Raw genomic sequence first — 23,488 nt, forward strand, 5'->3', positions numbered from 1 at the left:
CCCGCCCGTTTTTCGTTGGGGGCAGAGCTGAGCCGAGTAGTCCTCCCTGCGGGCCGAAGGCACCCGATTCCCGTCTGCCGCACCATGCCGATATCGGCATAACGAGGCGACCGGTAGACTGACCGGGTCAAGCATCCGCTATCTCGGGGAGAATTCCACACGTGACCGCTGTTTCCAATACCTCTTCCCGCGGCGTCGCCGACACCGTTTCCAACGCCATTGCGACGCCGGAGAAGGAGCAGCCCTACGGCGCGCTCGGGCTCAAGGCCGATGAGTACGCGAAGATTCGCGAAATTCTGGGCCGCCGCCCCACGTCGGGCGAGCTCGCCATGTACTCGGTGATGTGGAGCGAGCACTGCTCCTATAAAAGCTCGAAGATGTACCTGCGCCAGTTCGGCGACAAGGTCACCCCCGCCATGAAGAAGAACCTCATGGTCGGCATGGGCGAAAACGCCGGTGTGCTCGACGTCGGCGAAGGCTGGGCGGTCACCTTCAAGATCGAATCGCACAACCACCCCTCCTACATCGAACCGTTCCAGGGTGCCGCGACCGGCGTCGGCGGCATCGTGCGCGACATTATCTCGATGGGCGCCCGCCCGGTCGCCGTGATGGACGCCCTCCGCTTTGGCGATATCAACGATGCAGACACCGCCCGCGTCGTGCACGGCGTCGTCAGCGGCATCAGCTTCTACGGCAACTGCCTCGGCCTGCCCAACATCGGCGGCGAAACCGTCTTCGACCGGGTCTACCAGGGCAACCCGCTGGTCAACGCGCTCTCGGTCGGCGTGCTGCGCCACGAAGACCTGCACCTCGCCAACGCCCGCGGCGTCGGCAATCAGGTCGTATTGTTTGGAGCCCGCACCGGCGGCGACGGCATCGGCGGGGCATCCATTCTCGCCTCGGACACGTTCAGCGCCGGCGGACCCACCAAGCGCCCAGCGGTGCAGGTCGGCGACCCGTTCGCCGAGAAGGTACTCATCGAGTGCTGCCTCGAACTGTTCGCGGGCAAGCTCGTCGAGGGTATTCAGGACCTCGGCGCGGCCGGCATCAGCTGCGCCACTTCTGAGCTCGCCTCGAACGGTGACGGCGGCATGTTCATCGAACTCGAGAAGGTGCTGCTGCGCGATCCAACGCTCACCGCCGAAGAGATCCTCATGAGCGAGAGCCAGGAACGCATGATGGCGATCGTCACGCCCGAGAAGCTCGAGGGCTTCCTCGCCGTCACGACAAAGTGGGACGTTGAGACCAGCGTGCTCGGCGAGGTCACCGACACCGGCCGGTTGATCATCAACTGGCACGGCGAGGAGATCGTCAACGTGCTGCCACGCACCGTGGCCGTCGACGGCCCGGTCTACGAGCGCCCGCTCGCCTACCCCACCTGGATCGACGCCCTCCAGGCCGACACCGCCTCCGTGCTGCCCCGTGCACTCGACGGCGAGACCCTGCGCGAGCAGTTCCTCGATCTGCTGGGCTCGCCCAACCTGGCCGACCCGAGCTGGATCACCGACCAGTACGACCACTACGTGCAGGGCAACACGGCGCTATCCTTTCCCGACGATGGCGGTATGATCCGCATCGACGAAGAGTCGGGCCTCGGCTTCGCGATCGCCACCGACGCCAACGGCCGCTACTGCCAGCTCGACCCGTACCGCGGCGCGCAGCTCGCCCTCGCCGAGGCGTACCGCAACGTCGCCGCGACCGGCGCCGTGCCGGCCGGCGTCAGCGACTGCCTCAACTTCGGCTCGCCCGAGAACCCCGAGGTCATGTGGCAGTTCCGTGAGGCCGTCACCGCCCTCGCCGACGGATGCCTCGAGCTGGAGATTCCCGTCACCGGCGGCAACGTCTCGTTCTACAACCAGACCGGCGACCAGCCGATTCACCCCACCCCGGTCGTCGCCGTGCTCGGCGTGATCGACGACGTCGCCCGCCGCATCCCGAGCGGCTGGCAGGACGACGGGCACAACATCTACCTGCTCGGTGAGACCCGCCTCGAACTCGACGGCTCGGCCTGGGCCGGTGTCGTGCACAACCACCTCGGTGGTCGTCCGCCGGTTGTGGATCTCGGCCGGGAGAAGGCCCTCGCCGGTCTGCTGCACGCCGCATCGAAGGAAGCCCTCATCGACAGCGCCCACGACCTCAGCGAGGGCGGGCTTGCCCAGGCCCTCGCCGAAGCCGTGATGCGCTTCGGGGTGGGCGCACGGGTCTGGCTGGGTGACATCTGCGGGCGCGACGGGGTGGACGCATCCACTGCCCTGTTCTCGGAGTCGGCCGGTCGCGTCATCGTCAGCGTGCCGCGCGAAGACGACGTGAAATTCCTCGGACTGTGTGCCGGCCGGTACATTCCGGTGCTGCGCATAGGTGTGACGGACAACACCCTGCACGCCCTGGAGGTGCAAGACGTCTTCGCTGCGACTCTCTCGGAGATGCAGTCGCGTCACCGCACCACCCTCCCCGCCGCCTTCGCCTAGCTAGCTCGCGAGAGCGCAAAAAGTGCCCGATTGAGAGGTTCAATCGGGCACTTTTTGCGCTCTCGCGAACCTTGCCAGGGGCTTGGGGTGTGGATAACTCTTGGGACTCGTTGAAGTTGGGTCACACTGTGGGCATGAATCGGTCTCACAGACTTCCACCGGACTTTGACGGACGTCCATTCAGCACGGCCGAGGGCAGTGGCGCCGGCCTAACCAAGAAGCGGATGCGGGCGTCCGACTTGGCGCGTCCCTATCCGGCAACGCGCACCCCGCGTGGAAAGAACAACTCGGTAAACCTGCTCATCCACACCTACGCCCACCGCATGTCCGAATCAGACTTTTTCAGCCATGTGACTGCTGCTCGCGTGCACGGGCTCCCACTGCCCTACGCCGTCGAACGTACCCAAACCATTCATGTCTCAACCGAAGCACCCGCGCTGCGCGACCGGGTACGCGGGGTTCGCGGCCACCACGTCGCCCCCCAGACAGTCACCGTGGTTGACGTTCAGGGCCTGCACGTCACGAGTGCGGTCGACACCTGGTGCCAGCTATCTACCATGCTTGGACTCGACGACTTGATCCGGATCGGCGACGCACTCATGCGCCGCAAGCATCCGTTCGCAACGACGCGCGACTTGCTCACCGCCGTTCGTCGCTATTCGGGACACCGGGGCGTGAAGCTCCTGCGCGAGGCGCTAATTTGGATTCGACCGGGCGTCGACTCACCCCGCGAGACCGACCTGCGGCTGCTGATCGTGCGGTCCGGCCTGCCAGAGCCCGAGGTCAATGGTCTGATTCTGGGCCGCACCGGCGTGAAACTTGCCACCGGGGACCTGGTCTTTCGCCGGTACCGTGTTCTGCTCGAGTACGACGGCGGGCAGCATCGCACCGACGAGAACCAGTACCACTGGGACGTTGACCGCCTCGACGCGCTCATGGAGGAGACCTGGCGAGTCATCCGCATCAACAAATCCCACCTCCGCAATCCGCCCGAGGTGATCCGCAGGGTGACGGTGGCGCTCATGGCCGGCGGCTGGCGGCCGTAAGCCGAGAGCGCAAAAAGTGCCCGATTGAGAGGTCCAATCGGGCACTTTTTGCGCTCTCGCGAGGAAGGCGAGTCGCTATTCGCGGCCGGCGGAGACCCACTGGGGGTTGAATGACCGGCCGGCGACGACGCGGTCGGCGAGCGCGTCCAGGCGCTCGACGTGCGCAGCATCGAGACGGATGCCCGCGGCCGCCAGGTTCTCGTCCACGCGCTCAATAAACCTTGAGCCGGGGATGGGCGACACGGCAACCCCAAGAGCGCGACCCTTGTCATAAATCCACGCGAGCGCCACCTGAGCCGGCGAAACCCCGGCCTCACGAGCCACCGCCAGCACCTCGTCGAGCATCGGCTGGTTGGCGGCGAGAGCCTCAGGGGCAAACCGGGGAAACTTGTGGCGACCGTCGCCGTCGGTGAGCGAGGCACGGTCGAAGAGTCCGGTGAGCCATTGGCGCCCGAGCGGCGAGTACGGAACGAACCCGACTCCCAGCTCGATCGCCGTCGGAATAACGTGCCGCTCGACGTCCCGGCTGATAATGCTCCACTCAGACTGCACCGCAGCGATCGGGTGCACGGCCACCGCGCGACGCAGCTCATCGCCGGTCGGTTCGGACAAGCCGATGTGGCGAATCTTTCCCGCCTGAACGAGCTCGGCGAGTGCACCGACGGTTTCTTCGATCGGCACTTCGGGGTCGACCCGGTGCTGGTAATAGAGGTCGAGGTGGTCGGTGCCGAGGCGGGCGAGACTCAGGTCGATCTGCTCGAACACGTAGGCACGGTCACCGCGGATGCCGCGCGCTCCGATGCCGCCACCAGAGAGGATGCCGAACTTGCTCGCCAGCTGAACCTCATCGCGCCGGGTGGCGATCAAGCGTGCGATGGTCTGCTCGCTCAACCCGTTGCCGTAGACGTTGGCCGTGTCGATGAAGGTGAGACCGGAGTCAACAGCATGCGTCACCGTGCGCAGGGCGTCGTCGGGGTCGATGGGTCCGTAGACCGGAGTGAGCGACATGCCTCCGTAGCCCTGCAAGCTGACCGTGAGGCCGTCGCCCAGTGTGACTGCGGTCAGGGTGGCGGGAGTTGTACTCATTTGGTCAGGATAGCGGCGTGGCGACACGATGCCACGCGTATAACGTCACGCGAGAGCGCAAAAAGTGCCCGATTGAACCTCTCAATCGGGCACTTTTTGCGCTTTCGCGAGAGGGATTAGAGGAAGGGCTCGTCGATGAGGGTCTCGGCTCGCTCCCAGAGACGCGCGGCCACGGCTCGGTCGCGGGAGGTGCGGGTGGCGGGCTGGCGCACGGGGCGGCCACGGGTGAGCAGGCGCGGGCCGAAGTAGTCGCCACCGTGGGCATCCGGGTCGATTGCAGCACGCACGGTCGACCAGGCGCCGTGGTGCTTGCCCTGCGCGCCGACCACGGTTTGCGCACCGTCGATCACCCGTTTGATCCGCGAGACGCTATTGACACCGGGAATGGTCGGAGTCAGCCCCGAAATGGAATATCCCGGATGTGCCACCAGGGATTGCACCATGCCGGCGCCGGTCGCCCGTAGCCTCCGGTCGAGTTCGAATCCGAACACCTGCATGGCGATCTTGGATTGCGCGTACGCCTTCCACCCGTTGTACGTGGTGGCGAGCTGCAAATCATCGAGGGACGAATCCATCAGTCGGGAAATCAGCGACCCGAGCGACACCACCCGGCTGCCGGGCGTGCGGCGCAAGGCCGTAAGGGTGCCGGCGGTGAGCGCGAAGTGGCCCAGAAAGTTCGTCGCGAAGATGAGCTCGTTGCCGTCGAGGCTCACCTGCCGGTCGGCAGACGGGTGCACGATTCCGGCGTTCAGAATCAGACCGTCGAGACGCGGCAGAGCACGCAGGGTCTCGCTGACCTCGCGCACCGACTGCAGGTCTGATACATCCAGCTGCAGCACAGAAACGGATGCCCCGGGCGCGCGATCGCGGATGGCCGCCGCGGCGGCATCCGCTTTCAGGGTGTTGCGGCAGGCCAGAATGACGTGCGCGCCAGCCCCAGCGAGTTGCTCACTGGTGAAATAACCAAGGCCCGCGTTGGCGCCGGTGACCACGAAGGTCTTGCCGCTCTGGTCGGGGAGGGAGCGCAGATCCCAGCTCACGTTGCTGACCACACGGTTCCCACAGCGCGGCGCCGAACGATCACGACGCCCGGCTCGGTGCATGCGCGGTCGGCGGGTGCGGCACCGGGTGCGTCGCAGCGCGCACAGCAGTCTTAGCGGGCACAGTCGCCGACCCAGCCGGAAGCCCCGCCGCAGCCCCAGCGGCCCGTCCCACCACGACCGGCTCGCCGCCGGCGATCTTCACGTGGTGGTGGATCACCTCGGCGATGATGAAATTAAGGAACTTCTCGGCGAAGGCCGGGTCGAGGTGCGCTTCTTCGGCGAGCCCGCGCAGGCGATCGATCTGCATGAGCTCACGCGCCGGGTCGGCGGCCGGCAACCCGTGGGCGGCTTTCAGACGCCCGACCTGCTGGGTGAATTTGAACCGTTCGGCCAGCAGATGAATGAGCGCGGCGTCGATATTGTCGATGCTCTCGCGAATGCTGTGCAGCTGGTCGATCGCAGCCGCGGCGGCTTCTGGGGGTAGTTCCTCGTGTACGGCCATGGTTTTACGATAATGCATGCTGCCCGCGTCAAACGGATGCCGCCGCCTCCCGGCCCCGCACCCCGAACCACCCGAGCCGCAACCGTTTCTGCGTGAGCAGGATGCCCACGAGCACCAGCAGCGCCCCGGTCGGTTCGTGCCAGGAGAACGTTTCGGCCAGCACGAGCACCCCTAGAATCACGCCGACGACGGGTGTCACGTAGGTCACCGTGGACGCGTTGGTCGGGCCCCACGCGCGCAGCACGTTGATGTTCCAGATGTAGGTGACTCCGGTGCCGAGGGCACCCAAAGCCAGCAGACACAGCACGATCGGCAGCGTCAATTGCACCGGGCTCCAGGCCAGCACGGGAGTCAGCAGCAACATGATGCCACCGCCGATGCCGATATTGAGAAAGGCGAAGGTGCTGCCGGCGATCGGCCGGCCGCTCAGAAAACGACGCGTGTAGCCATAGGTGAAGCCGTAGCTGACGGCCGCGCCGAGGCAGGCGAGCTGACCCCAGAAGTCGCCGGTGAGCGAGGAGTATTGCCACGGACCGATGATCACGACGACGCCGAAAATGCCGAGCATCACCCCGGCCACCTGGGCGCGCACGAACTTCTCCACCCGAAACGCCAGCGTCGCCAGGAGCGCCGTCATGATCGGAGTGACCGCGTTGTAGATGCTCGCCAGACTCGACGAGACGTACTGTTCGGCCCAGGCGAAGAGCAGGTGCGGAATCACGCATCCGGTGATCGCAATTACCAGAAAGTGCAGCCAGACCACGCCTTCGCGCGGCAGCACCGGCCCGTTGTTCACCCGCGGCCGGTTCACGAGCACGATCAGGCCGAGGGTGAGTCCGCCGAGCACGAGTCTGGACCAAGCGACCTGACCGAAGCTGACCCCGTCGAGCGCGATCTTGATGAACAGAAAGCTGGAGCCCCAGATCAGCCCCATACCGAGAAATTGCAGGGTGACGAGGGTGTTGCTGGCGGCAGGCTGTGGGGGCACGGTCTGAGCCTATAGTGGGCGTCGGCGCACCAGCGCCCCGCCGAGCTCAACGTCTGAAAAGCGCCGAAGAATGGCAGCAGGTGCCGCACCCGGCCGGCGGGAATTCCCGCCAATCGGGGATCAACCGCCGCACAATTTGGCGGTTCGCCTCGCCCTACTCGCAATGGCCGCCAGAACTGCGGAGATTTCGCCAGAATAGGTCCAATTCAGCCCGTATTCAGCGGCTCCAGATGAGAATCTCCGCAGTTATGAACGGCCCCTCCGGTGCCGACGCTCGCCCGTGCGATTTTCAGCGCGCCGAGCACCTCGTGGAGAGCACGAACGCCCCCAGGCCACTACTGCGAGGTATCGGCCCCGGCATTTCGTTCCGCGTCAAAACCGGCCGCCGCACGGGTCGAACCCGGCGCGGCTCCGGGCGCCGCCTCCGGCAGATCCGGCGCGCTCCCGCCGTTCACGCCGCTGCGCACGCCGCTCTGCGGGCCACCGCCGCTGATCGTGCCGCCCGGCCCGGCCTTGCGCAGGCTCCGATAGGACACGAACCGGGACTCGAACGCGCCCAGGCGGGCCTCGAGTCCGGCGCGAACGGCCGGCCACTCATCGGCGAGGATCGAATAGACCGCGCTGTCCCGCCAGGTGCCGTCGGCGCGGGGGCGATCCCGGCGGAGGATGCCTTCAAAGGTGGCTCCGATACCGAGGATGGCGGCGCGGGAACGCTCGTTGATGGCATCCGCTTGAATTTTGACCCGGCCGAAACCATTGTCGAAGGCGGTGCCGAGCACGAGCAGCTTGGTTTCCGCGTTGACGGCGGTGCCCCAGACGCGGGGGTCGTAGGCGGTCCAGCCGAGGTGAACCGACTCGTTGACGACATCGATGTCGCCGAGGGTCGTGGTGCCGACGACGTCGCCGTCGTGTGCGCCGCCGAGCAGGCGCACCACGTAGGGCAGACTCTCCCACTGAAAGTAGGTGTCGGCCCATTGGATAAACCCGTCAACGTCCCGGTGCAACGATGCCGGGCCACCGCCGAAGCCGGCGGCGAACACCTCGGGGCGAGCGATGGCGCGGTGCAGGTCGGGAAGCACCGCGCTGCCGAGCGGTTGCAGCTGCACAAAACGACCTGTCAGGGTCAGGGAATGGGGTCTCAGGGCGGTCACCCGCCCAGTGTGGCAGGTCAACCCCGAAACGGGTAGCGGCTTTAGTCGATCAGGTCGTGCCGCACCACGATGGCTTCACGGCCCGGGCCGACGCCGATCGCCGACATGCGCGATCCGCTCATGGCTTCGAGCGCGAGCACGTAGTTCTGCGCGGCCTGCGGCAGCTCCTCGAACGTGCGCACACCGGTGATGTCCTCGGTCCAACCGGGTAAGTTCTCGTAGATCGGCACGGCGTGGTGAAAGTCGCTCTGCGAGACGGGCACCTCGTCGACGCGCACGCCGTCGACCGAGTAAGCCACGCAGACCGGAATCTCGGCCAGGCCGGTGAGCACGTCGAGCTTGGTGAGCACGAAGTCGGTGACACCGTTGATGCGGGCGGTGTACCGGGCGATCGGGGCGTCGTACCAGCCGCAGCGACGCGGACGACCGGTCGTGGTGCCGAACTCGAAACCGTTGGCGCGCAGGTACTCGCCGGACTCGTCGAACAGCTCGGTCGGGAACGGCCCGCTGCCGACGCGGGTCGTGTACGCCTTGACCACGGCGATGACGCGGTCGATGCGGTTGGGTGCGATACCGGAACCGGTCACCGCGCCGCCCGAGGTGGCGTTCGACGACGTAACAAAGGGGTAGGTGCCGTGGTCGACGTCGAGCATGGTGGCCTGGCCCCCCTCGAACAAGACGGTCTTGCCGGCCATCAGTGCCTGGTGCAGCAGCAACGCGGTGTCGGTGACCATCGGGCGCAGGCGTTCGGCGTAACTGAGCAGCTCGGTGACGATCTCCTCGGCCTCGATGGCACGACGGTTGTACACCTTGACCAGCATGTGGTTCTTCTGGTCCAGGGCGCCCTCGACCTTCTGGCGCAAAATGTTCTCGTCGAACAGGTCCTGCACGCGGATGCCGACGCGGTTGATTTTGTCGGCGTACGCCGGGCCGATGCCGCGCCCGGTGGTGCCGATCTGGCGTTTTCCGAGAAAACGCTCGGTGACCTTGTCGAGGGTGCGGTGGTACGCCGTGATGACGTGCGCGTTCAGGCTGACCTTGAGCCGGGAGACGTCGACACCGCGCTCCATCAGCGCGTCGAGCTCTTCAAACAGCACCTCGACGTCGACGACCACGCCGTTCGCGATGACCGGGGTCACTCCGGGGCTCAGGATGCCCGACGGCAGCAGGTGCAGCGCATACTTCTCATCACCGATGACAACGGTGTGTCCGGCGTTGTTGCCGCCGTTGAACTTGACGACATAGTCGACCCGGCTACCGAGCAGGTCGGTGGCCTTGCCCTTGCCCTCGTCGCCCCACTGGGCTCCGATGAGTACGATCGCGGGCATTTAGTCTTCTCCTCGAATAACAAAGGCTTCGGTCGGCGGCGCCGGGTCGAAGCCGGGGCTGCCGGTGTAACGGGCTCCGATGATGTCAATGGCGCTCGCATCGGCATCCGTCAAAAAAGCGGTGAGACGGATGACCTCGTCGGCCTCACCGATCTCTTCGGCACCGCGGCGCAGCGCGAACAGGGCGCGAAGCACCCCGCGGTTGGGTTCGTGGCGCCACGGAATGGGGCCGTGGCCGCGCCAGCCGGCCTTGCGCAGGGCGTCGAGTCCGCGGTGATAACCGACCCGAGCATAGGCGTACGACTCGAGCACACGGCCCTCGGAATGGGTGGCATCGGCCAGCTCAGCCCAGGCCAGCGGCGACGTCGGGTGCACCTGCACCACAGCGGCGATCTCGCTCCACGCGGTTCGGCGAAGGGCCTCGAGCACCTCCGGTTCCGCGGGAAGAAGGGTCTCGGGCTCTGAAATCAAATTGTCGCCGGTCACACTGAATCCTACCAAGACCGCAGGCCGCCGCTTTCGGTGCGCTGCCGCCCCTGTCTCGTGACCGCGCCCGATATCGGTGGGCGCTACGTTCGGTTACCGTAGCGAGCACCCTCATTGGGCGCGCTCATGCACGCCAGACTGCTGAACGGATGGGCCAGGCTACGCTGGGCACTGCTGCCGGGCCGCGACGCGCCAGCCACCGTTGACGAACAGATAGGTGGTCGACATGTTCAGTTCGGCCACCACCTCACCGCGCCGGGCAATTGCTTTGTAGACGACGACACCGGCGTGCTCGCCGAGGCGAATGATGGCGGGTTCGTGAATGCCGTAGCTCTCCCACGGCGCCGCCTGATCAAAGTAGGCGGTGACTTGGTCGCGCGTGATGACAGCGCCCGGCACGATCATCAACCCGTCGTCGGTCATTTCGCGCTGGTAGTAGGCGCCGCCCGTACCGCCCAGAATGGCCTCCCATCCGGCGTTTTCTTCGTGCAGCAGGCGGGCGGGTAGATCATCAGTGATCGCAGTCATACCGTCACGCTAGCCCCAAACCGTCACCGAATGAAGGAAAAATCAGAACCGGTGCTGAACCACCCAGGAATGCATGGTGACGGCCGCGGCGGCCGAGGCGTTGATCGAGCGGGTCGACCCGAACTGGCTGATTTCGACGATGGATTCCGCGGCGGCGATGGCCTGCTCCGACAGTCCGGGGCCCTCCTGGCCGAACAGAAGCACGCAGCGCTCTGGGAAGCTGAAGGTCTCGATGATGACGCTTCCTGGCACGTTGTCGATCGCGATCACCGGCAGCGCCTCTGCGGCACACCATTGCACGAACGCGGCGACATCCGTGTGGTGCAGCACATGCTGGTAGCGGTCGGTAACCATGGCACCGCGCTTGTTCCAGCGTTTGCGCCCGATAATGTGCACGGTGTCGGCGCCGAACGCGTTGGCGCTGCGCACGATCGAACCGATGTTCATGTCATGCTGCCAGTTTTCAATCGCCACGTGAAACGGATGCCGGTGCTCATCCAGGTCAGCCACAATCGCGGCCATATTCCAGTAGCGATACCGGTCGATCACGTTGCGGGTGTCGCCGTGCTCGAGCAGCTCGGCGTCGTACCGGTCTTCGCTCGGCCACTCCCCCGGCCACGGGCCGACCCCGTAGGTGGAGCGTTCGGAGGAAGAGCTGTCGACGGCGAAGGTGGGGGCGGCTGGTTCGATCACTGCTTAACCGTAACCCGCCGGCCGAACCCAGATTCGGGCTTTCGGTGTGCCTAAATTTCGGCTAGGGTTTCGGCATGTCTAAAACGGATGCCCCCGCTCCCGATCGCGTGCTCGCCCAGGCTCCCACCACGGTCGCCTCCAGCCGCCTGCTGTGGCTGCTCGGACCGGCCCTCGTCGCCGGGGTCGCCTATCTCGACCCGGGCAATGTCGCGAGCAATATGACCGCCGGAGCCCGTTACGGCTATCTGCTGGTCTGGGTGGTCGTGGCTGGCAACGTGATGGCCTGGCTCATTCAGTACCTCTCGGCCAAGCTTGGGATCGTCACCGGGCAGAGCCTCCCCGAGATTCTCGGGGTGCGCATGAAACGGCCCACCGCGCGGCGGCTCTATTGGATTCAGGCCGAACTCGTCGCCATGGCCACCGACCTCGCCGAGATCATCGGCGGCGCCGTCGCCCTCAACTTGCTGTTCAACCTGCCGCTGATCTGGGGCGGCGTGATCACCGGAACCATCTCGATGATCGTGCTCATGGTGCACTCGCGGCGGGGACCGCGCATTTTCGAACGCGTCATCATCATGCTCATGCTCATTATCACCATCGGTTTCACGGCCGGCGTCTTCGTCTCCCCGCCCGATGCCGGCGGCGTTCTCGACGGTCTGGTTCCGCGCTTCGAGGGCAGCAACTCGGTGCTGCTCGCCGCGTCCATTCTCGGCGCGACGATCATGCCGCACGCCATCTATGCGCACTCCTCGCTCACCCGCGACCGATTCCCGGAATGGCAGGGCGTGGTCGCGACCCGCCGCCTGCTCTGGGCCACGAAATGGGACGTCACGATCGCGATGGCCATCGCCGGAACAGTGAATCTGGCGATTCTGCTGCTCGCAGCATCCGCTTTGCAGGGTGTGGACGGAACCGACACGCTCGAGGGAGCCTATGCGGCGCTCAAGGACACGCTTGGACCGATCGTCGCGACGCTGTTTGCGGTGGGACTGCTCGCGTCGGGGCTCGCCTCAACCTCGGTCGGCGCCTATGCCGGGGCCGAGATTATGCACGGCCTGCTGCACGTGCGCATTCCGCTCCTGCTTCGACGGCTGGTCACGCTGATTCCGGCTCTGCTCATTCTGGGCGTCGGATTCGACCCCACCCAGGCGCTCGTGCTCAGCCAGGTGGTGCTCTCGTTCGGCATTCCGTTCGCGCTGATTCCGCTGGTCTGGCTGACCGCGCAGCGCGGCCTGCTCGGTACGTTCACCAACCGCTGGTTCACGACCGCCGCCGGTGTGGTGTGCGCGCTGGCGCTGGTCGCCCTCAACGTGGTGCTGCTCGTACTCGTCTTCACCGGAGCGTAACGGTCGGCCAACGTGTCGGCGCCTCCCGTTGCTCGAGTTCGCCGACCGCAATAAAACGGCCGCCACCCGCCCAATTGGCGAGGTGACGGCCGCAACAGGCGGATGCCCTACGCGGCGACCCGACGACGCCGAACGACGAGCGCGGCTCCGGCTACCAGCAGCAGCAGCGCGGCGACGCCGAGCGGCGCACCAGCGAAGCCAGTCGAAGCCAGGGAAGCCGCGGCAGCAGCCGTAACCGCGGAGGCAGCATCCGCTTCAACGGATGACAGATAGGTCACAATGCCCCCGGCGCCAACAGTGAAGTACACGACGCTGCTGAGAGCGCTGCCGTCGGCAGCCGTTCCGCTGAACGTGACGGTGTGCGCGCCGGCTTCCATCCCGGCGGGCATGACGCCCGTGCCGGTGACAGTACCGTCGAGGCTGGCGGATCCAAACGCGATCGTGACCGGGGTCGAACGCACGACCACCGTGTAGGCGGACTCTGCCAGCAACCCCACTGCCGAGACGGTGACCGTGGAGCCGGCCACGACATCGCCGATAGCCAGGTCGAGGTCAAGGGTCAGCGCGGCGGCAACAGGGTTATCGGTCGGGGTGTCGGTCGGGGTGTCGGTCGGGGTGTCGGTCGGGGTGTCGGTCGGGGCATCGACCACTGCCGTCCATTTCGCATACGCGGTCACATCGGCGGTCACTGGCGTACCGAAGTCGAACGGAACCTGGAGAACTTCTGCATCGCTGTACCAGCCGCTGAACAACCAGCCCGATTCCGACGGATCATCTGGACGAACTGCTGAATCCCCAGCACTCACCGACTGGGCGTTCACGGCGGTGCCGTGCCCGTTCAGCTCAAACGTCACGGTCGGGTCAAGCACTTCGGCCACGTAGAGCGCGGTGTTGTGGCCCTTCCAAGTCGGGTGGGTGAACCCGCCGTCTCCGACGATTTCGAAGCCCCACTCAGCCAGGTAGCTAACGACCAACGCGTTGGATTCGCCCAGCGACGCGCTGCTTCCGGGAGCTGCCCAAGACGTGGGCGCGCGGCCGGCAAACGTCACCGACGCCAGCGACGTGTTGTTATAGAAGACACCCTGCCCCAGGCTCGTAACCGTCGAAGGAATGACGACTGACGGGATATTGGCGTGGGCAAAGACCCAGTTGCCGAGCGTCTCCAGCCCCTCATTCAGAGTCACCTCGGTCAGGAATAGGTTGTGGTCGAATGCATCGTTGCCAATTTCGGTCACGGACCCCGGAATGCTAATGGAAGTGAATTCGTTATAGGAAAAAGCACCGGTGCCGATAGTGGCGAGAGCCCCCTCCTCCTGAAAGGTGACGCCGGTCATATTGTTGCCGGAGAAAGCGTAGTTTCCGATACTGGTCACCGACGCCGGAATGGCAACAGACGCACCCAAGATTGTGCCGTAAAACGCGCTGTCACCAATGGTGCGCAGCCCCTCGGGCAGGGTTACCGAGGTCAACGAGGCATATTGGAAGGCTGCCGCACCAATGGTGAGCAGCCCCTCGGGGAGGGTCACCGAGGTCAACGAGGCGAATTGAAAGGCGTTCGCGCCAATGGCGGTGAGGGTATAGGGCGCGTACGCACCCGGGAAACTCTCGGGAAACGCGAGCGTAGTCGCGGAGCCTTCGTAGTACGTCGCTGTTGCACTCATCGTTGCATCGTCGAATGCGTAAACGACGTCATCTATGGTCAGGTCGGTCATCGCTGCCTGCGCGGGAGCCGCGACCAGTACCGAGCCCAGAATCAGCGCTGCCGCAACGGATGCCGCCACCACCCGCGACGAATTACCTCGCGGAACCGAAAAAAACCTGCGCACTGCGACCTCCATTAGCTAACCCATCCCCTGTCACTCCGGCAGAGCCCGTCGTGCACAGCAATTTCTCGGCGAGACGCCGAATTCTGATCGTATGGTGTGCATTGCCCCTTCACCCCCCCCCTCTGTGTCAATTTGTGCAGAAAACCAGTGCCGAAATCCCAGTGCCGAGATCCCAGTGCCGAGATCGCCCGGATTCCAGCCCACAACGTGCCCACCGGCAGCTTCGGTAGCACTCGCGTGTTGGCCGACGGCATCGACTCGCCTGGCACTGGCTTCCCCGTCAGCCAACTTGCTACCCTGAAGAGAAATGACCTACACGACCGGCGCCGCCGAGGACTACCTCAAGACCATCTACTCCCACACCGAGTGGCAGAGCGACCTGATCACCCCGTCGGCGCTGGCCGTGCGACTGGGAGTGGCGCCGTCATCCGTTACCGAAATGGTGAAGAAGCTCGCCGCGAGCGGGCTGATCACCCACGTTCCCTACGGGCCGCTGGCGCTGACGGATGCCGGCCGGCTACGAGCAACGGCGGTCGTGCGCCGGCATCGCCTGATCGAAACCTGGCTGGTCGGCGAAATGGGCTACGACTGGGACCAGGTACACGACGAAGCCGAAATTCTCGAGCACTCCATCTCGGATCGCCTGCTCGAAGCGATCAACGCCCGGCTCGGGTTTCCAGCGCACGATCCGCACGGCGATCCCATTCCGGCCGCCGACGGCTCCGTCGTGCGGGAGCCGTCGGCGCTGCTGGCCGAGGCCGCGGTCGGGCACGCCGGAGTCGTGCTGCGCATCAGCGACCGCGACCCCGCAGTGCTGCGCGAACTCGCAGCTGACCTGATCGGACCAGGCACCGCATTCACCCTCGCGGCGCCACTGACCATCGTGTTAGCGGATGGCCAGAGCCGGCTGATCACGCCAGCTGCTGCCGCGTCCATCTGGGTCACCGCCTGAGGCACTAGCCAGCTTTCGGCAGTTTCGGCCGTCGTGCCGGCACGGGCGATTTCGGGTGGGGCCGCAGCATCCGCTTTATTGCCTGAGATGTAACCGAGGCGAAACCTCGCGCAGCTAGGCTGAGAGTCGACATGAAGGAGCGCCCGATGGCACGACGCGACGAAATCGAATGCTGGCTCACCGACATGGACGGTGTGCTCGTGCACGAGAATGAGGCCCTCCCCGGGGCCTCCGAACTGCTGCAGCAGTGGACGGATTCTGGCACCCCGTTTCTGGTGCTCACCAATAACTCCATTTTCACGCCGCGTGACCTGAGCGCCCGGCTGCGTTCGAGCGGGCTGAACGTGCCGGAGGACCGCATCTGGACCTCGGCGCTCGCGACGGCAGACTTTCTTAAATCGCAGATGCCTGGTGGCACGGCGTTCGTGATCGGCGAGGCCGGAATCACCACTGCCCTGCACGAGGCCGGCTTTATAATGACCGAAACCGCTCCCGACTATGTCGTGGTTGGTGAGACGCGCAACTATTCGTTCGAGGCCATCACCAAGGCGATTCGGCTAATTCTGGGCGGCGCACGGTTCATCGCGACGAATCCGGATGCCACCGGACCGAGCAAAGACGGCCCGATGCCAGCGACCGGGGCAATTGCGGCGCTGATCACCAAGGCCACCGGCATGGAACCCTATGTCGTCGGCAAGCCCAACCCCATGATGTTCCGTTCCGCGATGAACAAGATCGGCGCGCACTCCGAGAACACCGGCATGATCGGCGACCGGATGGACACCGACATTGTCGCCGGCATCGAGGCTGGTCTGCACACGATTCTCGTGATGACCGGCATAAGCGACGAGGCCGAGATCAACCGGTACCCGTTCCGGCCAGACGAGATCGTGGCTGGTGTGCACGAGCTGCTCGTGACCGAACTGATCGAGAGCGACGAGCTCTAGGCCGCTCAGACTCCGGGTCCGGCTCCCATGATGCTCATGCTGAGCGGCTCAGCCGAGGCCCGGCTGGCGAAGCAGTAGAAGTTGCGTGGCTCGTCGGTCCACTGGTCTTCGGTGATCGGATAGCTGCCCTGCATCTGCAGGTTCGGGTAGGCGCCGGCGGCGTTCAGGTCCAGAATTCCGGGGCTCGTGCACAGTAGGTTGATCTGCGCGGCCAGTGCGGCTTCGCCTGGAAAGGCCGTGGTCGCGTCGCCGCCGAAGTCGCCGCGGAACACCAGCTGAGCCGTATGCGAGGCCGCGCAATCGACGACCGTGAAGTCTTCTTCCCACGGCGAGCCGTAGGGTTCGAGGCATTCCCCGCCGAACAGGGTATTCCACTCGTGCACGCCGGCCAGCTGTACCGCGGTAATCTCCGGCGTCGGAGTCGGCGTGGGAGTTGGTGTCGGTGTGGGCGAAGCGGATTGGGTGGGCGCGGCTACCGGAACCGGGCTCGCGACGAGCCGTTGGCCTAGATAGAACAGTCCAGCGAGAACGATGGCCGCGAGCAGTCCGACGGCGGTCCAGACCAGGCTGGCCTGGCGGGCACCGCCGGTACCCCGCCGGGAGCGGTGGCGGCTCGGCGGCTCGGCAGCTGTCGGCGCCGCGATCGGGGTCGCGGCGCCGACGATGACGGTCGTGGCGGCCGCAGCACCGCTGGCCTCAGACTCGGTGGCACCGCACGTGCCCGGCGCAGTCAGCAGCTCGGTCGGCTGATCGCCGAAGTCCTCACCGGACTGAGAGCGGATGCTCCCCGCCGGGCCCTGCGGACCAGCATCCGTTTCAGAACTGGGCAGGTCGACGGTCGCTGCCGGGACTTCGGGGGCGACGGGCGCCGGCTCGACGGCGGCAACCGGTTCGGCCTGTGCCTCAGCGGCGCGGTGGCCTCTTCGCCCGAGCTCGTCCGAAACGGGCGCGACCGGAACAATGGGAGCGGCGGCATCCGCATCGTCAGCACCGGACGCCACCAGCGAGTCGGCACCGGATTCCGCACCCGACTCGCCGACGGGCTTGCCGAGCTGCGACGCGAGCCAGGCGATTCCGAGCTCGTCGTCGTCTGGCGCCACTAGTTCAGCCCCAGGTCCTCAAGGGAGATCGCGGCAAAATAGGGGTAACCGGCGGCTTCGATCACTTCACGGGCACCGGTGTTGCGATCGACCACGACGGCGACGCCGGCGATCTCAGCGCCGATCTTGAGCAGGGCTTCGATGGCGGCGAGGGGCGACCCCCCGGTCGTCGAAGTGTCTTCGAGCACGATCACGCGCTTGCCGGCGAGTTCGGGGCCCTCGACCTGGCGGCCCCGTCCGTGGTCCTTCGGTTCCTTGCGCACGACGAACGCGTCGTAGCTCGCGCCGCGGGCAACGCCCTGGTGCATGACGGCGGCGGCGATCGGGTCAGCGCCCATGGTCATGCCGCCGACGGCGACGACGTCGGGAACGTCCTGAATCAGGTCGAGCATGACCTGCCCGATGAGCGGGGCGACCCGATGGTCAAGGCTCACCCGGCGCATGTCCACGTAGTACGTGGCCTTCTTGCCGCTCGTGAGAACGAAGTCGCCGTGAAAAACGGCCTCGGCCGAGATGAAGTCGATGAGTTTCTGCCGCGTATCAGTCACGCTCGCCAGTTTAGAGCATGGCTCACAGCCCCCAGGAGACAAGGCGGGGCGGGGTTTCCTGCGGGGTTGCGAATTTTTGCTCGAGGAGCAGGTGACCCTGCCCCGCCGATCCCCATGAAGGAGTGCACAAACGCAGCCAGTGAGGACGCAGATGGCTCGGTTTCACAAACGGCCCTACGAGGGGCGGATGCTCGCGCCAACCCCTCAACCTCACGCGAGAGCGGGAAGTGAAGTGAAGTGGAGAAGCGGTGGGAGTTAGAAGGCGCGCACCAGGTTGCGACGCTCGACCTGACGGTAGCCATCGCGGCGAACCTCAACGACGAGGGCGGCGATGGAGACAACGGCAACGGACAGGAGTGAGATGAGGATGAACACGAGGTGCCTTTCAGAGGAGATGGAGTGGCCCGGCACGGAGGCGACATTGCTCGTGTATGACTCTTTTAGTAGACCATCAACAACCGTGCAGCACAATCGCTTTATGTTGCATGAACTGTTTAGGCTAACTACATGGACGTGCAACGACTCGAACTACTCCGCGAACTCGCCGACCGCGGCAGCGTCACAGCGGTCGCCCTGGCCACCCACCGCACCCCCTCGGCGGTCTCCCAACAGCTCAAGGTGCTCGAACGCGAAGCCGGTCTGCCGCTCACCCAGCGTCAGGGTCGCGGCCTCGTGCTCACCGACGCCGGCCGTGCGCTCGCCCGCAGCGCAACGGATGTCGCGGTGTCACTCGCGAAGGCGACCGCCCTCTGGGACGAATTTCGGAACCTCGCCACCGGCGAAGTCAGCCTCGTCACCTTTCCCACCGCCGGCCAGATGCTGCTGCCCGGCGTGATCCAGCACCTGAGGCCCGGCCTCGTGCTCAATTGCGCCGACGAAGACCCCGAACTGAGCGACTTTCCCGCGTTCACAGCAGAGTACGACATCGTGCTGGCCCACTCGATGAGTGGGCAGCTTTCCTGGGCCGGTCGCGGCCTGAAAGTGGTGCCGCTGATGACCGAGCCGCTGGATGTGGGGCTGCCGGTGGGGCATCCGCTTGAAGATCGCGCCTGGGTGCGTCCGAGCGACCTGATCGGCGAGACCTGGATCGGCGTGACCGACGGGTATCCGTTCGAGCGCATTCTGCACGCGATCGAGCAGGAGGCGGGCGCGCGGCTGTCGATGTCGCAGCGGTTCGCCGACCTCGCCCTGATCGAATCATTCGTGATCGCCGGGCTCGGCATCGCGCTGGTGCCGCGTTACACCTCCGGCGGCGGCCAGCCCGGCCGCCTCGTGCTGAAGCCCCTGCGCGGAATCGAATCCGAGCGCCAAATCGTGGCCCTCATGCGCCCCGACCGAGCCGAGCGCCTGGCCGTGCGCACCGTAATAGAAGCCCTGCAATCCGAGGCCGCGAGGGTGCAGCAGTCCCACACCGCCCACTAGGCCGCCGAGAGCGCAAAAAGTGCCCGATTGGAGGTTCCAATCGGGCACTTTTTGCGCTCTCGCGGGGAGGAACTAGTGGTTCTGGGGGAAGCCCAGGTTGATTCCTCCATGGCTCGGGTCGAGCCAACGGCTCGTGACCGCCTTCTCTCTCGTGAAGAAGTTGACGCCGGCGGGGCCGTAGGCCTTCGCGTCGCCGAACAGCGAGTTCTTCCAGCCGCCGAAGGAGTGGTACGCCACCGGAACCGGAATCGGTACGTTGATGCCGACCATGCCGACCTGCACCTCGTTCTGGAACCGACGAGCGGCCCCGCCGTCGTTGGTGAAGATCGCGGTGCCGTTGCCGTACTGGCTCGCGTTGATGAGGTCGAGGCCCTCCTGGTAGCTGGCGACGCGCACGATCGACAGCACCGGTCCGAAGATTTCGTCGAGGTACACGGCGGAGTCCACGCTGACCTTGTCGAACAGGGTCGGGCCGAGCCAGAAGCCGTCGGCGTCTCCATCAACCTCGATGTCACGACCGTCGATGACGACGTCGGCACCGTCCGCCGTGGCGATGTCAATGTAGCCGGCGACCTTGTCGCGGTGCACCTTGGTGATCAGCGGGCCCATGTCGCAGCCGCGCGTGCCGTCACCGACCGTGAGGCCCTTGACGCGCTCGGCGATCTTCGCGATGAGCTCGTCGGCGACGGGCTCGACGGCCACGATGACGCTGATGGCCATGCAGCGCTCACCGGCGGATCCGAACCCGGCGTTGACGCCGGCATCCGCTGCCAGGTCGAGGTCGGCATCGGGCAGCACGAGCATGTGGTTCTTGGCGCCACCGAGGGACTGCACGCGCTTGCCGTGCTTGGCCGCGGTCTCATAGATGTAGCGGGCGATCGGCGTGGAGCCGACGAACGAGATCGCCTGCACGTCGGGGTGCACGAGCAGCGCGTCGACGGCTTCCTTGTCGCCGTGCACCACGTTGAGCACACCGGCGGGCAGGCCGGCCTCGGTGAACAGCTCGGCGAGCCAGTTCGACGCTGACGGGTCCTTTTCGCTCGGCTTGAGCACGACGGTGTTGCCGGCCGCGATGGCGATCGGGAAGTACCAGAGCGGCACCATCGCCGGAAAGTTGAACGGGCTGATGATACCGACCACGCCGAGCGGCTGGCGCAGCGTGTAGACGTCGACGCCGGTCGAGACGTTCTCGGAGTACTCGCCCTTGGAGAGGTGCGGCATGCCGAGCGCGAATTCTACGACCTCGAGGCCGCGAATGATCTCACCGAGCGCATCGGAGGTGACCTTGCCGTGTTCGGCCGTGAGAATTTCGGCCAGGTCGCCCTTGCGCGCGTTGAGCAGTTCGCGGAAATTGAACATGATGGTCTGGCGGCGAGCCTGGCTCATGTCGCGCCAGGCCGGGTAGGCGGCCTGGGCGACCGCGACGGCAGCGTCGAGATCGGCCGTGCTCGCGAGCAATACGTTCTTGGCGACTTTGCCGGTGGCCGGGTTGTAAACCGGCGCGGTGCGGGTGGAGGTGCCGGCGGCAGCTGCGCCGTCGATGTAGTGCTGAATGGTGGGGGTGTCGGTCATGGTGAAACGTCCTTCAGGGTTGACTGCGGTTAGGAAAGCAGGTCGAGGCTGAGCACCTCGTCGTAGATGGCGAGCGCCTCGGCAACTTCGACGTCGGTCACGACGCACGGCGGAACGACGTGGATGCGGTTCTCCATGAGGAAAGGCAGCAGGCCGCGCCCGAGCAGCTCGGCCTTGACGCGGGCCATGACGGCGCCGCTCACCGGCTCGCGAGTTGCCGGGTCGGCGACGAGTTCGAGCGCCCAGAACACGCCGACCCCGCGCACCTCGCCGATAATCGGGTGCTTGACCTGCAGGGCTTTCAGCCCAGGCTCGAGCACGTCCCGCCCGATGCGGGCCGCGTTCTCCACGATGCCCTCGTCGGCCATCGCATCCAGCGCACCGACGATCGACGCCATGGCGAGCGGATGCCCGCTGTAGGTGAGTCCGCCGGGAAAGACCGTCTCGTTGAAGGTTGCCGCGATGGCATCGGAGATGATCACGCCTCCGGTCGGTACATAGCCGGAGTTGACGCCCTTGGCGAAGGTGATCAGGTCGGGCACGACGTCATAGGCCTGAAAAGCGAACCAGTTGCCCGTGCGCCCGAAGCCGCACATGACCTCGTCGAGGATCAGCATGATGCCGTACTTGTCGCAGAGCGCGCGTACCCCGGGCAGGTAGCCGACCGGCGGCATCATGATTCCGGCGGTGCCGGGAATCGACTCGAGCAGAATAGCGGCAACCGAGGCCACACCCTCACCCTGGATGACACGTTCGAGGTGGTGCAGCGCGCGGGCGCATTCCTCCTCTTCGCTGCTCGCCCAGAATTCGCTGCGGTAGAGGAACGGCCCGAAGAAGTGCACGTGGCCGCGCGCGTACTCGTTGGGAATGCGGCGCCAGTCGCCGGTGGCGACCACGGCCGCCCCGGTGTTGCCGTGATACGACTTATAAAGGGAGAGCACCTTGTCGCGGCCGGTGTGCAGGCGGGCCATGCGCATGGCGTTTTCATTCGCATCCGCTCCCCCGTTGGTGAAGAAGACCTTGTTGAACCCGGCGGGGGCGCGATCGGTGATGCGCTGGGCTGCTTCGCCGCGGGCCAGGTTCGCCGTCGACGGCGCAATGGTGGTCAGCAGAGCGGCCTGCTCGGTGATGGCTTTCAGTACCGACGGATGCTGGTGGCCGATATTCACGTTCACCAACTGACTCGAAAAGTCAAGATACCTGCGACCATCGTGGTCCCAGACGCGACAGCCCAGCCCGCCAGCGATGACGAGCGGCTTCAGCGCCGCCTGCGCCGACCAGGAATGGAAGACGTGCGCCCGGTCGAGTTCGCTCGTGCGCGCATTGAGGCTCGGCGCCTCGCCGGTGGCTGCGGGAGGGACGGTGTGTGTGCTGGTGTCAGTCACGTATATCGCTGGCTTTCTGGGTCGGTGATGGTGGAGATGAAAATGCTATTTTGTGGCCATGATGGAATCGGTCATGGCCGGAATCACGGTTTCGCCGTAGACGCGCATCGTTTCTTCCTTGTTGTCGTGCTGCAGATAGCTGGCGAACTGGTCGACGCCGAGGTCTCTGAGTGCCTCGAGCTTCTCGATGTGGTCTTTCGCGGTGCCGAGCAGGCAGAATCGGTCGACGATCTCGTCGGGCACGAACGCGGCGTGCTCGTTGCCCGCCTTGCCGTGCTGGTTGTAGTCGTAGCCCTCACGGTTTTTGATGTAGTCGGTGAGGGCCGCGGGAACGTTGGAATCGGTGCCGTACTTGGCCACGATGTCGGCCACGTGGTTGCCGACCATTCCGCCGAACCAGCGGCACTGGTTGCGCATGTGTTCCCAGTCCGAACCGACATAGGCGGGGGCGGCGACGCAGAATTTGATCGCCATCGGGTCGCGCCCGGCGTTGGAGGCTGCGGTGCGCACGCTCTCGATCATCCACTTGGCGACGTCGAGGTCGGCCATCTGCAGAATGAAGCCGTCGCCGACCTCGCCGGTGAGTTTGAGCGCGAGCGGACCGTAGGCGGCGACCCAGACCTCGAGGCTCGATCCGCGGCTCCACGGAAACTGCACCGTGGCCCCGTTGTATTCGACCGGGCGGGAGTTGGCAAGCTCCCGAATGACATGGATCGACTCGCGCAGGGTCTTCAGCGTGGTCGGCGCGCCATTCGTGGTGCGCACGGCCGAGTCGCCGCGCCCGATGCCGCAGATGGTGCGGTTGCCGTACATCTCGTTGAGAGTTGCATAAGTGGATGCCGTCACCGTCCAGTCGCGGGTCGCCGGGTTGGTGACCATGGGGCCGACGATGATCTTGCTGGTCTCGGCCAGGATACGGCTGTAGATCACATAGGGTTCCTGCCAGAGCAGATGCGAGTCGAAGGTCCAGACGTGACTGAATCCGTGGGCCTCGGCTAGTTTGGCCAGTTGCACGGTGCGCGCCGACGGCGGGTTGGTCTGCAGTACTGCTCCGAAATCCATGTCTTCCCC

At 65.6% G+C, this 23,488-nt stretch carries 20 protein-coding genes and 1 pseudogene; 6 read left to right on the forward strand and 15 right to left on the reverse strand.

What is annotated here, in order from left to right; all coding sequences use genetic code 11:
• The first annotated feature begins 161 nt into the window (after positions 1–161).
• Together purL and CXY80_RS04895 are read left to right on the forward strand one after the other, a co-directional pair.
• Complete coding sequence (purL, locus tag CXY80_RS04890) at positions 162–2,468, forward strand: phosphoribosylformylglycinamidine synthase subunit PurL (protein WP_092447893.1); 2,307 nt, start codon at positions 162–164, stop codon at positions 2,466–2,468.
• 134 nt (positions 2,469–2,602) lie between these two features.
• Positions 2,603–3,514 (forward strand): hypothetical protein, encoded by a 912-nt coding sequence (locus CXY80_RS04895; protein ID WP_134495468.1) that lies wholly within the window; start codon positions 2,603–2,605, stop codon positions 3,512–3,514.
• A 75-nt stretch (positions 3,515–3,589) separates the two neighbouring features.
• On the opposite strand, the gene CXY80_RS04900 is transcribed toward CXY80_RS04895, so the two are convergent.
• From CXY80_RS04900 to CXY80_RS04940, 9 genes and pseudogenes are all read right to left on the reverse strand, one after another.
• Positions 3,590–4,600, reverse strand: a complete 1,011-nt coding sequence (locus CXY80_RS04900) for an aldo/keto reductase (protein WP_092447895.1) — start codon at positions 4,598–4,600, stop codon at positions 3,590–3,592.
• 116 nt (positions 4,601–4,716) lie between these two features.
• Positions 4,717–5,652, reverse strand: a complete 936-nt coding sequence (locus CXY80_RS04905) for an SDR family NAD(P)-dependent oxidoreductase (protein WP_233195001.1) — start codon at positions 5,650–5,652, stop codon at positions 4,717–4,719.
• Between the two features lie 175 nt (positions 5,653–5,827).
• A pseudogene (locus tag CXY80_RS04910) lies at positions 5,828–6,145 on the reverse strand (chorismate mutase); the annotation flags it as partial.
• A gap of 28 nt (positions 6,146–6,173) precedes the next feature.
• On the reverse strand, positions 6,174–7,133 hold the full coding sequence (locus CXY80_RS04915) for a DMT family transporter (protein WP_307725674.1): 960 nt from the start codon (positions 7,131–7,133) through the stop codon (positions 6,174–6,176).
• A gap of 335 nt (positions 7,134–7,468) precedes the next feature.
• Entirely contained in the window at positions 7,469–8,284 is an 816-nt protein-coding gene (locus tag CXY80_RS04920) for a GNAT family N-acetyltransferase (protein ID WP_104131809.1), read from the reverse strand.
• 41 nt (positions 8,285–8,325) lie between these two features.
• Positions 8,326–9,612, reverse strand: a complete 1,287-nt coding sequence (locus CXY80_RS04925) for an adenylosuccinate synthase (protein ID WP_104131810.1) — start codon at positions 9,610–9,612, stop codon at positions 8,326–8,328.
• Complete coding sequence (locus CXY80_RS04930; RefSeq protein ID WP_092447899.1) at positions 9,613–10,098, reverse strand: DUF3151 domain-containing protein; 486 nt, start codon at positions 10,096–10,098, stop codon at positions 9,613–9,615. It lies immediately after the preceding gene.
• Positions 10,099–10,257: 159 nt separating this feature from the next.
• The gene (locus CXY80_RS04935; RefSeq protein WP_092447900.1) at positions 10,258–10,626 is read right to left on the reverse strand and encodes a nuclear transport factor 2 family protein; all 369 of its coding nucleotides are present in this window, start codon (positions 10,624–10,626) and stop codon (positions 10,258–10,260) included.
• 42 nt (positions 10,627–10,668) lie between these two features.
• Positions 10,669–11,316 (reverse strand): TrmH family RNA methyltransferase, encoded by a 648-nt coding sequence (locus CXY80_RS04940; RefSeq protein WP_092448179.1) that lies wholly within the window; start codon positions 11,314–11,316, stop codon positions 10,669–10,671.
• 77 nt (positions 11,317–11,393) lie between these two features.
• On the opposite strand from CXY80_RS04940, the gene CXY80_RS04945 reads away from it, so the two are divergent.
• Positions 11,394–12,665, forward strand: a complete 1,272-nt coding sequence (locus tag CXY80_RS04945; protein ID WP_092447901.1) for an Nramp family divalent metal transporter — start codon at positions 11,394–11,396, stop codon at positions 12,663–12,665.
• 107 nt (positions 12,666–12,772) lie between these two features.
• On the opposite strand, the gene CXY80_RS04950 is transcribed toward CXY80_RS04945, so the two are convergent.
• Positions 12,773–14,491 (reverse strand): leucine-rich repeat protein, encoded by a 1,719-nt coding sequence (locus CXY80_RS04950; RefSeq protein WP_158251569.1) that lies wholly within the window; start codon positions 14,489–14,491, stop codon positions 12,773–12,775.
• 307 nt (positions 14,492–14,798) lie between these two features.
• Between CXY80_RS04950 and CXY80_RS04955 the strand changes: the two genes are divergently transcribed.
• Positions 14,799–15,443, forward strand: a complete 645-nt coding sequence (locus CXY80_RS04955) for a metal-dependent transcriptional regulator (RefSeq protein WP_092447903.1) — start codon at positions 14,799–14,801, stop codon at positions 15,441–15,443.
• Positions 15,444–15,589: 146 nt separating this feature from the next.
• Positions 15,590–16,390 carry an HAD-IIA family hydrolase gene (locus tag CXY80_RS04960; protein WP_104131812.1) on the forward strand — a complete coding sequence of 267 codons (801 nt, stop codon included), beginning with the start codon at positions 15,590–15,592 and terminating at the stop codon, positions 16,388–16,390.
• Positions 16,391–16,395: 5 nt separating this feature from the next.
• Here CXY80_RS04960 and CXY80_RS04965 read toward each other — a convergent pair whose 3' ends face one another.
• Positions 16,396–17,490: a hypothetical protein gene (locus CXY80_RS04965; protein ID WP_104131813.1), complete on the reverse strand. Its 1,095-nt coding sequence runs from the start codon at positions 17,488–17,490 to the stop codon at positions 16,396–16,398.
• Positions 17,490–18,038 (reverse strand): orotate phosphoribosyltransferase, encoded by a 549-nt coding sequence (gene pyrE, locus CXY80_RS04970; RefSeq protein WP_092447906.1) that lies wholly within the window; start codon positions 18,036–18,038, stop codon positions 17,490–17,492. The genes CXY80_RS04965 and pyrE overlap by 1 nt, the downstream gene beginning before the upstream one ends.
• A 507-nt stretch (positions 18,039–18,545) precedes the next feature.
• On the opposite strand from pyrE, the gene CXY80_RS04975 reads away from it, so the two are divergent.
• The gene (locus tag CXY80_RS04975; protein ID WP_104131814.1) at positions 18,546–19,460 is read left to right on the forward strand and encodes a LysR family transcriptional regulator; all 915 of its coding nucleotides are present in this window, start codon (positions 18,546–18,548) and stop codon (positions 19,458–19,460) included.
• Between the two features lie 72 nt (positions 19,461–19,532).
• Here CXY80_RS04975 and CXY80_RS04980 read toward each other — a convergent pair whose 3' ends face one another.
• From CXY80_RS04980 to CXY80_RS04990, 3 genes are read right to left on the reverse strand one after another with little or no spacing between them, the layout of a single operon-like run.
• Positions 19,533–21,032 (reverse strand): CoA-acylating methylmalonate-semialdehyde dehydrogenase, encoded by a 1,500-nt coding sequence (locus CXY80_RS04980; RefSeq protein WP_092447908.1) that lies wholly within the window; start codon positions 21,030–21,032, stop codon positions 19,533–19,535.
• A gap of 29 nt (positions 21,033–21,061) precedes the next feature.
• Positions 21,062–22,417 carry an aspartate aminotransferase family protein gene (locus CXY80_RS04985; protein ID WP_092447909.1) on the reverse strand — a complete coding sequence of 452 codons (1,356 nt, stop codon included), beginning with the start codon at positions 22,415–22,417 and terminating at the stop codon, positions 21,062–21,064.
• A gap of 45 nt (positions 22,418–22,462) precedes the next feature.
• Entirely contained in the window at positions 22,463–23,479 is a 1,017-nt protein-coding gene (locus CXY80_RS04990) for a TIGR03842 family LLM class F420-dependent oxidoreductase (protein WP_104131815.1), read from the reverse strand.
• Positions 23,480–23,488: the final 9 nt, after the last annotated feature.

Source organism: Cryobacterium sp. M91 (assembly GCF_002929615.1).
Classification (GTDB): Bacteria; Actinomycetota; Actinomycetes; order Actinomycetales; family Microbacteriaceae; genus Cryobacterium; species Cryobacterium levicorallinum.

What these genes read in the sequence shown, in the direction of transcription:
- CXY80_RS04895 (WP_134495468.1), top strand. Translation starts at nt 2,603, where the DNA reads ATGAATCGGTCTCACAGACTTCCACCGGACTTTGACGGACGTCCATTC.
- CXY80_RS04900 (WP_092447895.1), bottom strand. Translation starts at nt 4,600, where the DNA reads ATGAGTACAACTCCCGCCACCCTGACCGCAGTCACACTGGGCGACGGC.
- CXY80_RS04925 (WP_104131810.1), bottom strand. Translation starts at nt 9,612, where the DNA reads ATGCCCGCGATCGTACTCATCGGAGCCCAGTGGGGCGACGAGGGCAAG.
- CXY80_RS04935 (WP_092447900.1), bottom strand. Translation starts at nt 10,626, where the DNA reads ATGACTGCGATCACTGATGATCTACCCGCCCGCCTGCTGCACGAAGAA.
- CXY80_RS04945 (WP_092447901.1), top strand. Translation starts at nt 11,394, where the DNA reads ATGTCTAAAACGGATGCCCCCGCTCCCGATCGCGTGCTCGCCCAGGCT.
- CXY80_RS04955 (WP_092447903.1), top strand. Translation starts at nt 14,799, where the DNA reads ATGACCTACACGACCGGCGCCGCCGAGGACTACCTCAAGACCATCTAC.
- CXY80_RS04960 (WP_104131812.1), top strand. Translation starts at nt 15,590, where the DNA reads ATGGCACGACGCGACGAAATCGAATGCTGGCTCACCGACATGGACGGT.
- CXY80_RS04975 (WP_104131814.1), top strand. Translation starts at nt 18,546, where the DNA reads ATGGACGTGCAACGACTCGAACTACTCCGCGAACTCGCCGACCGCGGC.
- CXY80_RS04980 (WP_092447908.1), bottom strand. Translation starts at nt 21,032, where the DNA reads ATGACCGACACCCCCACCATTCAGCACTACATCGACGGCGCAGCTGCC.
- CXY80_RS04990 (WP_104131815.1), bottom strand. Translation starts at nt 23,479, where the DNA reads ATGGATTTCGGAGCAGTACTGCAGACCAACCCGCCGTCGGCGCGCACC.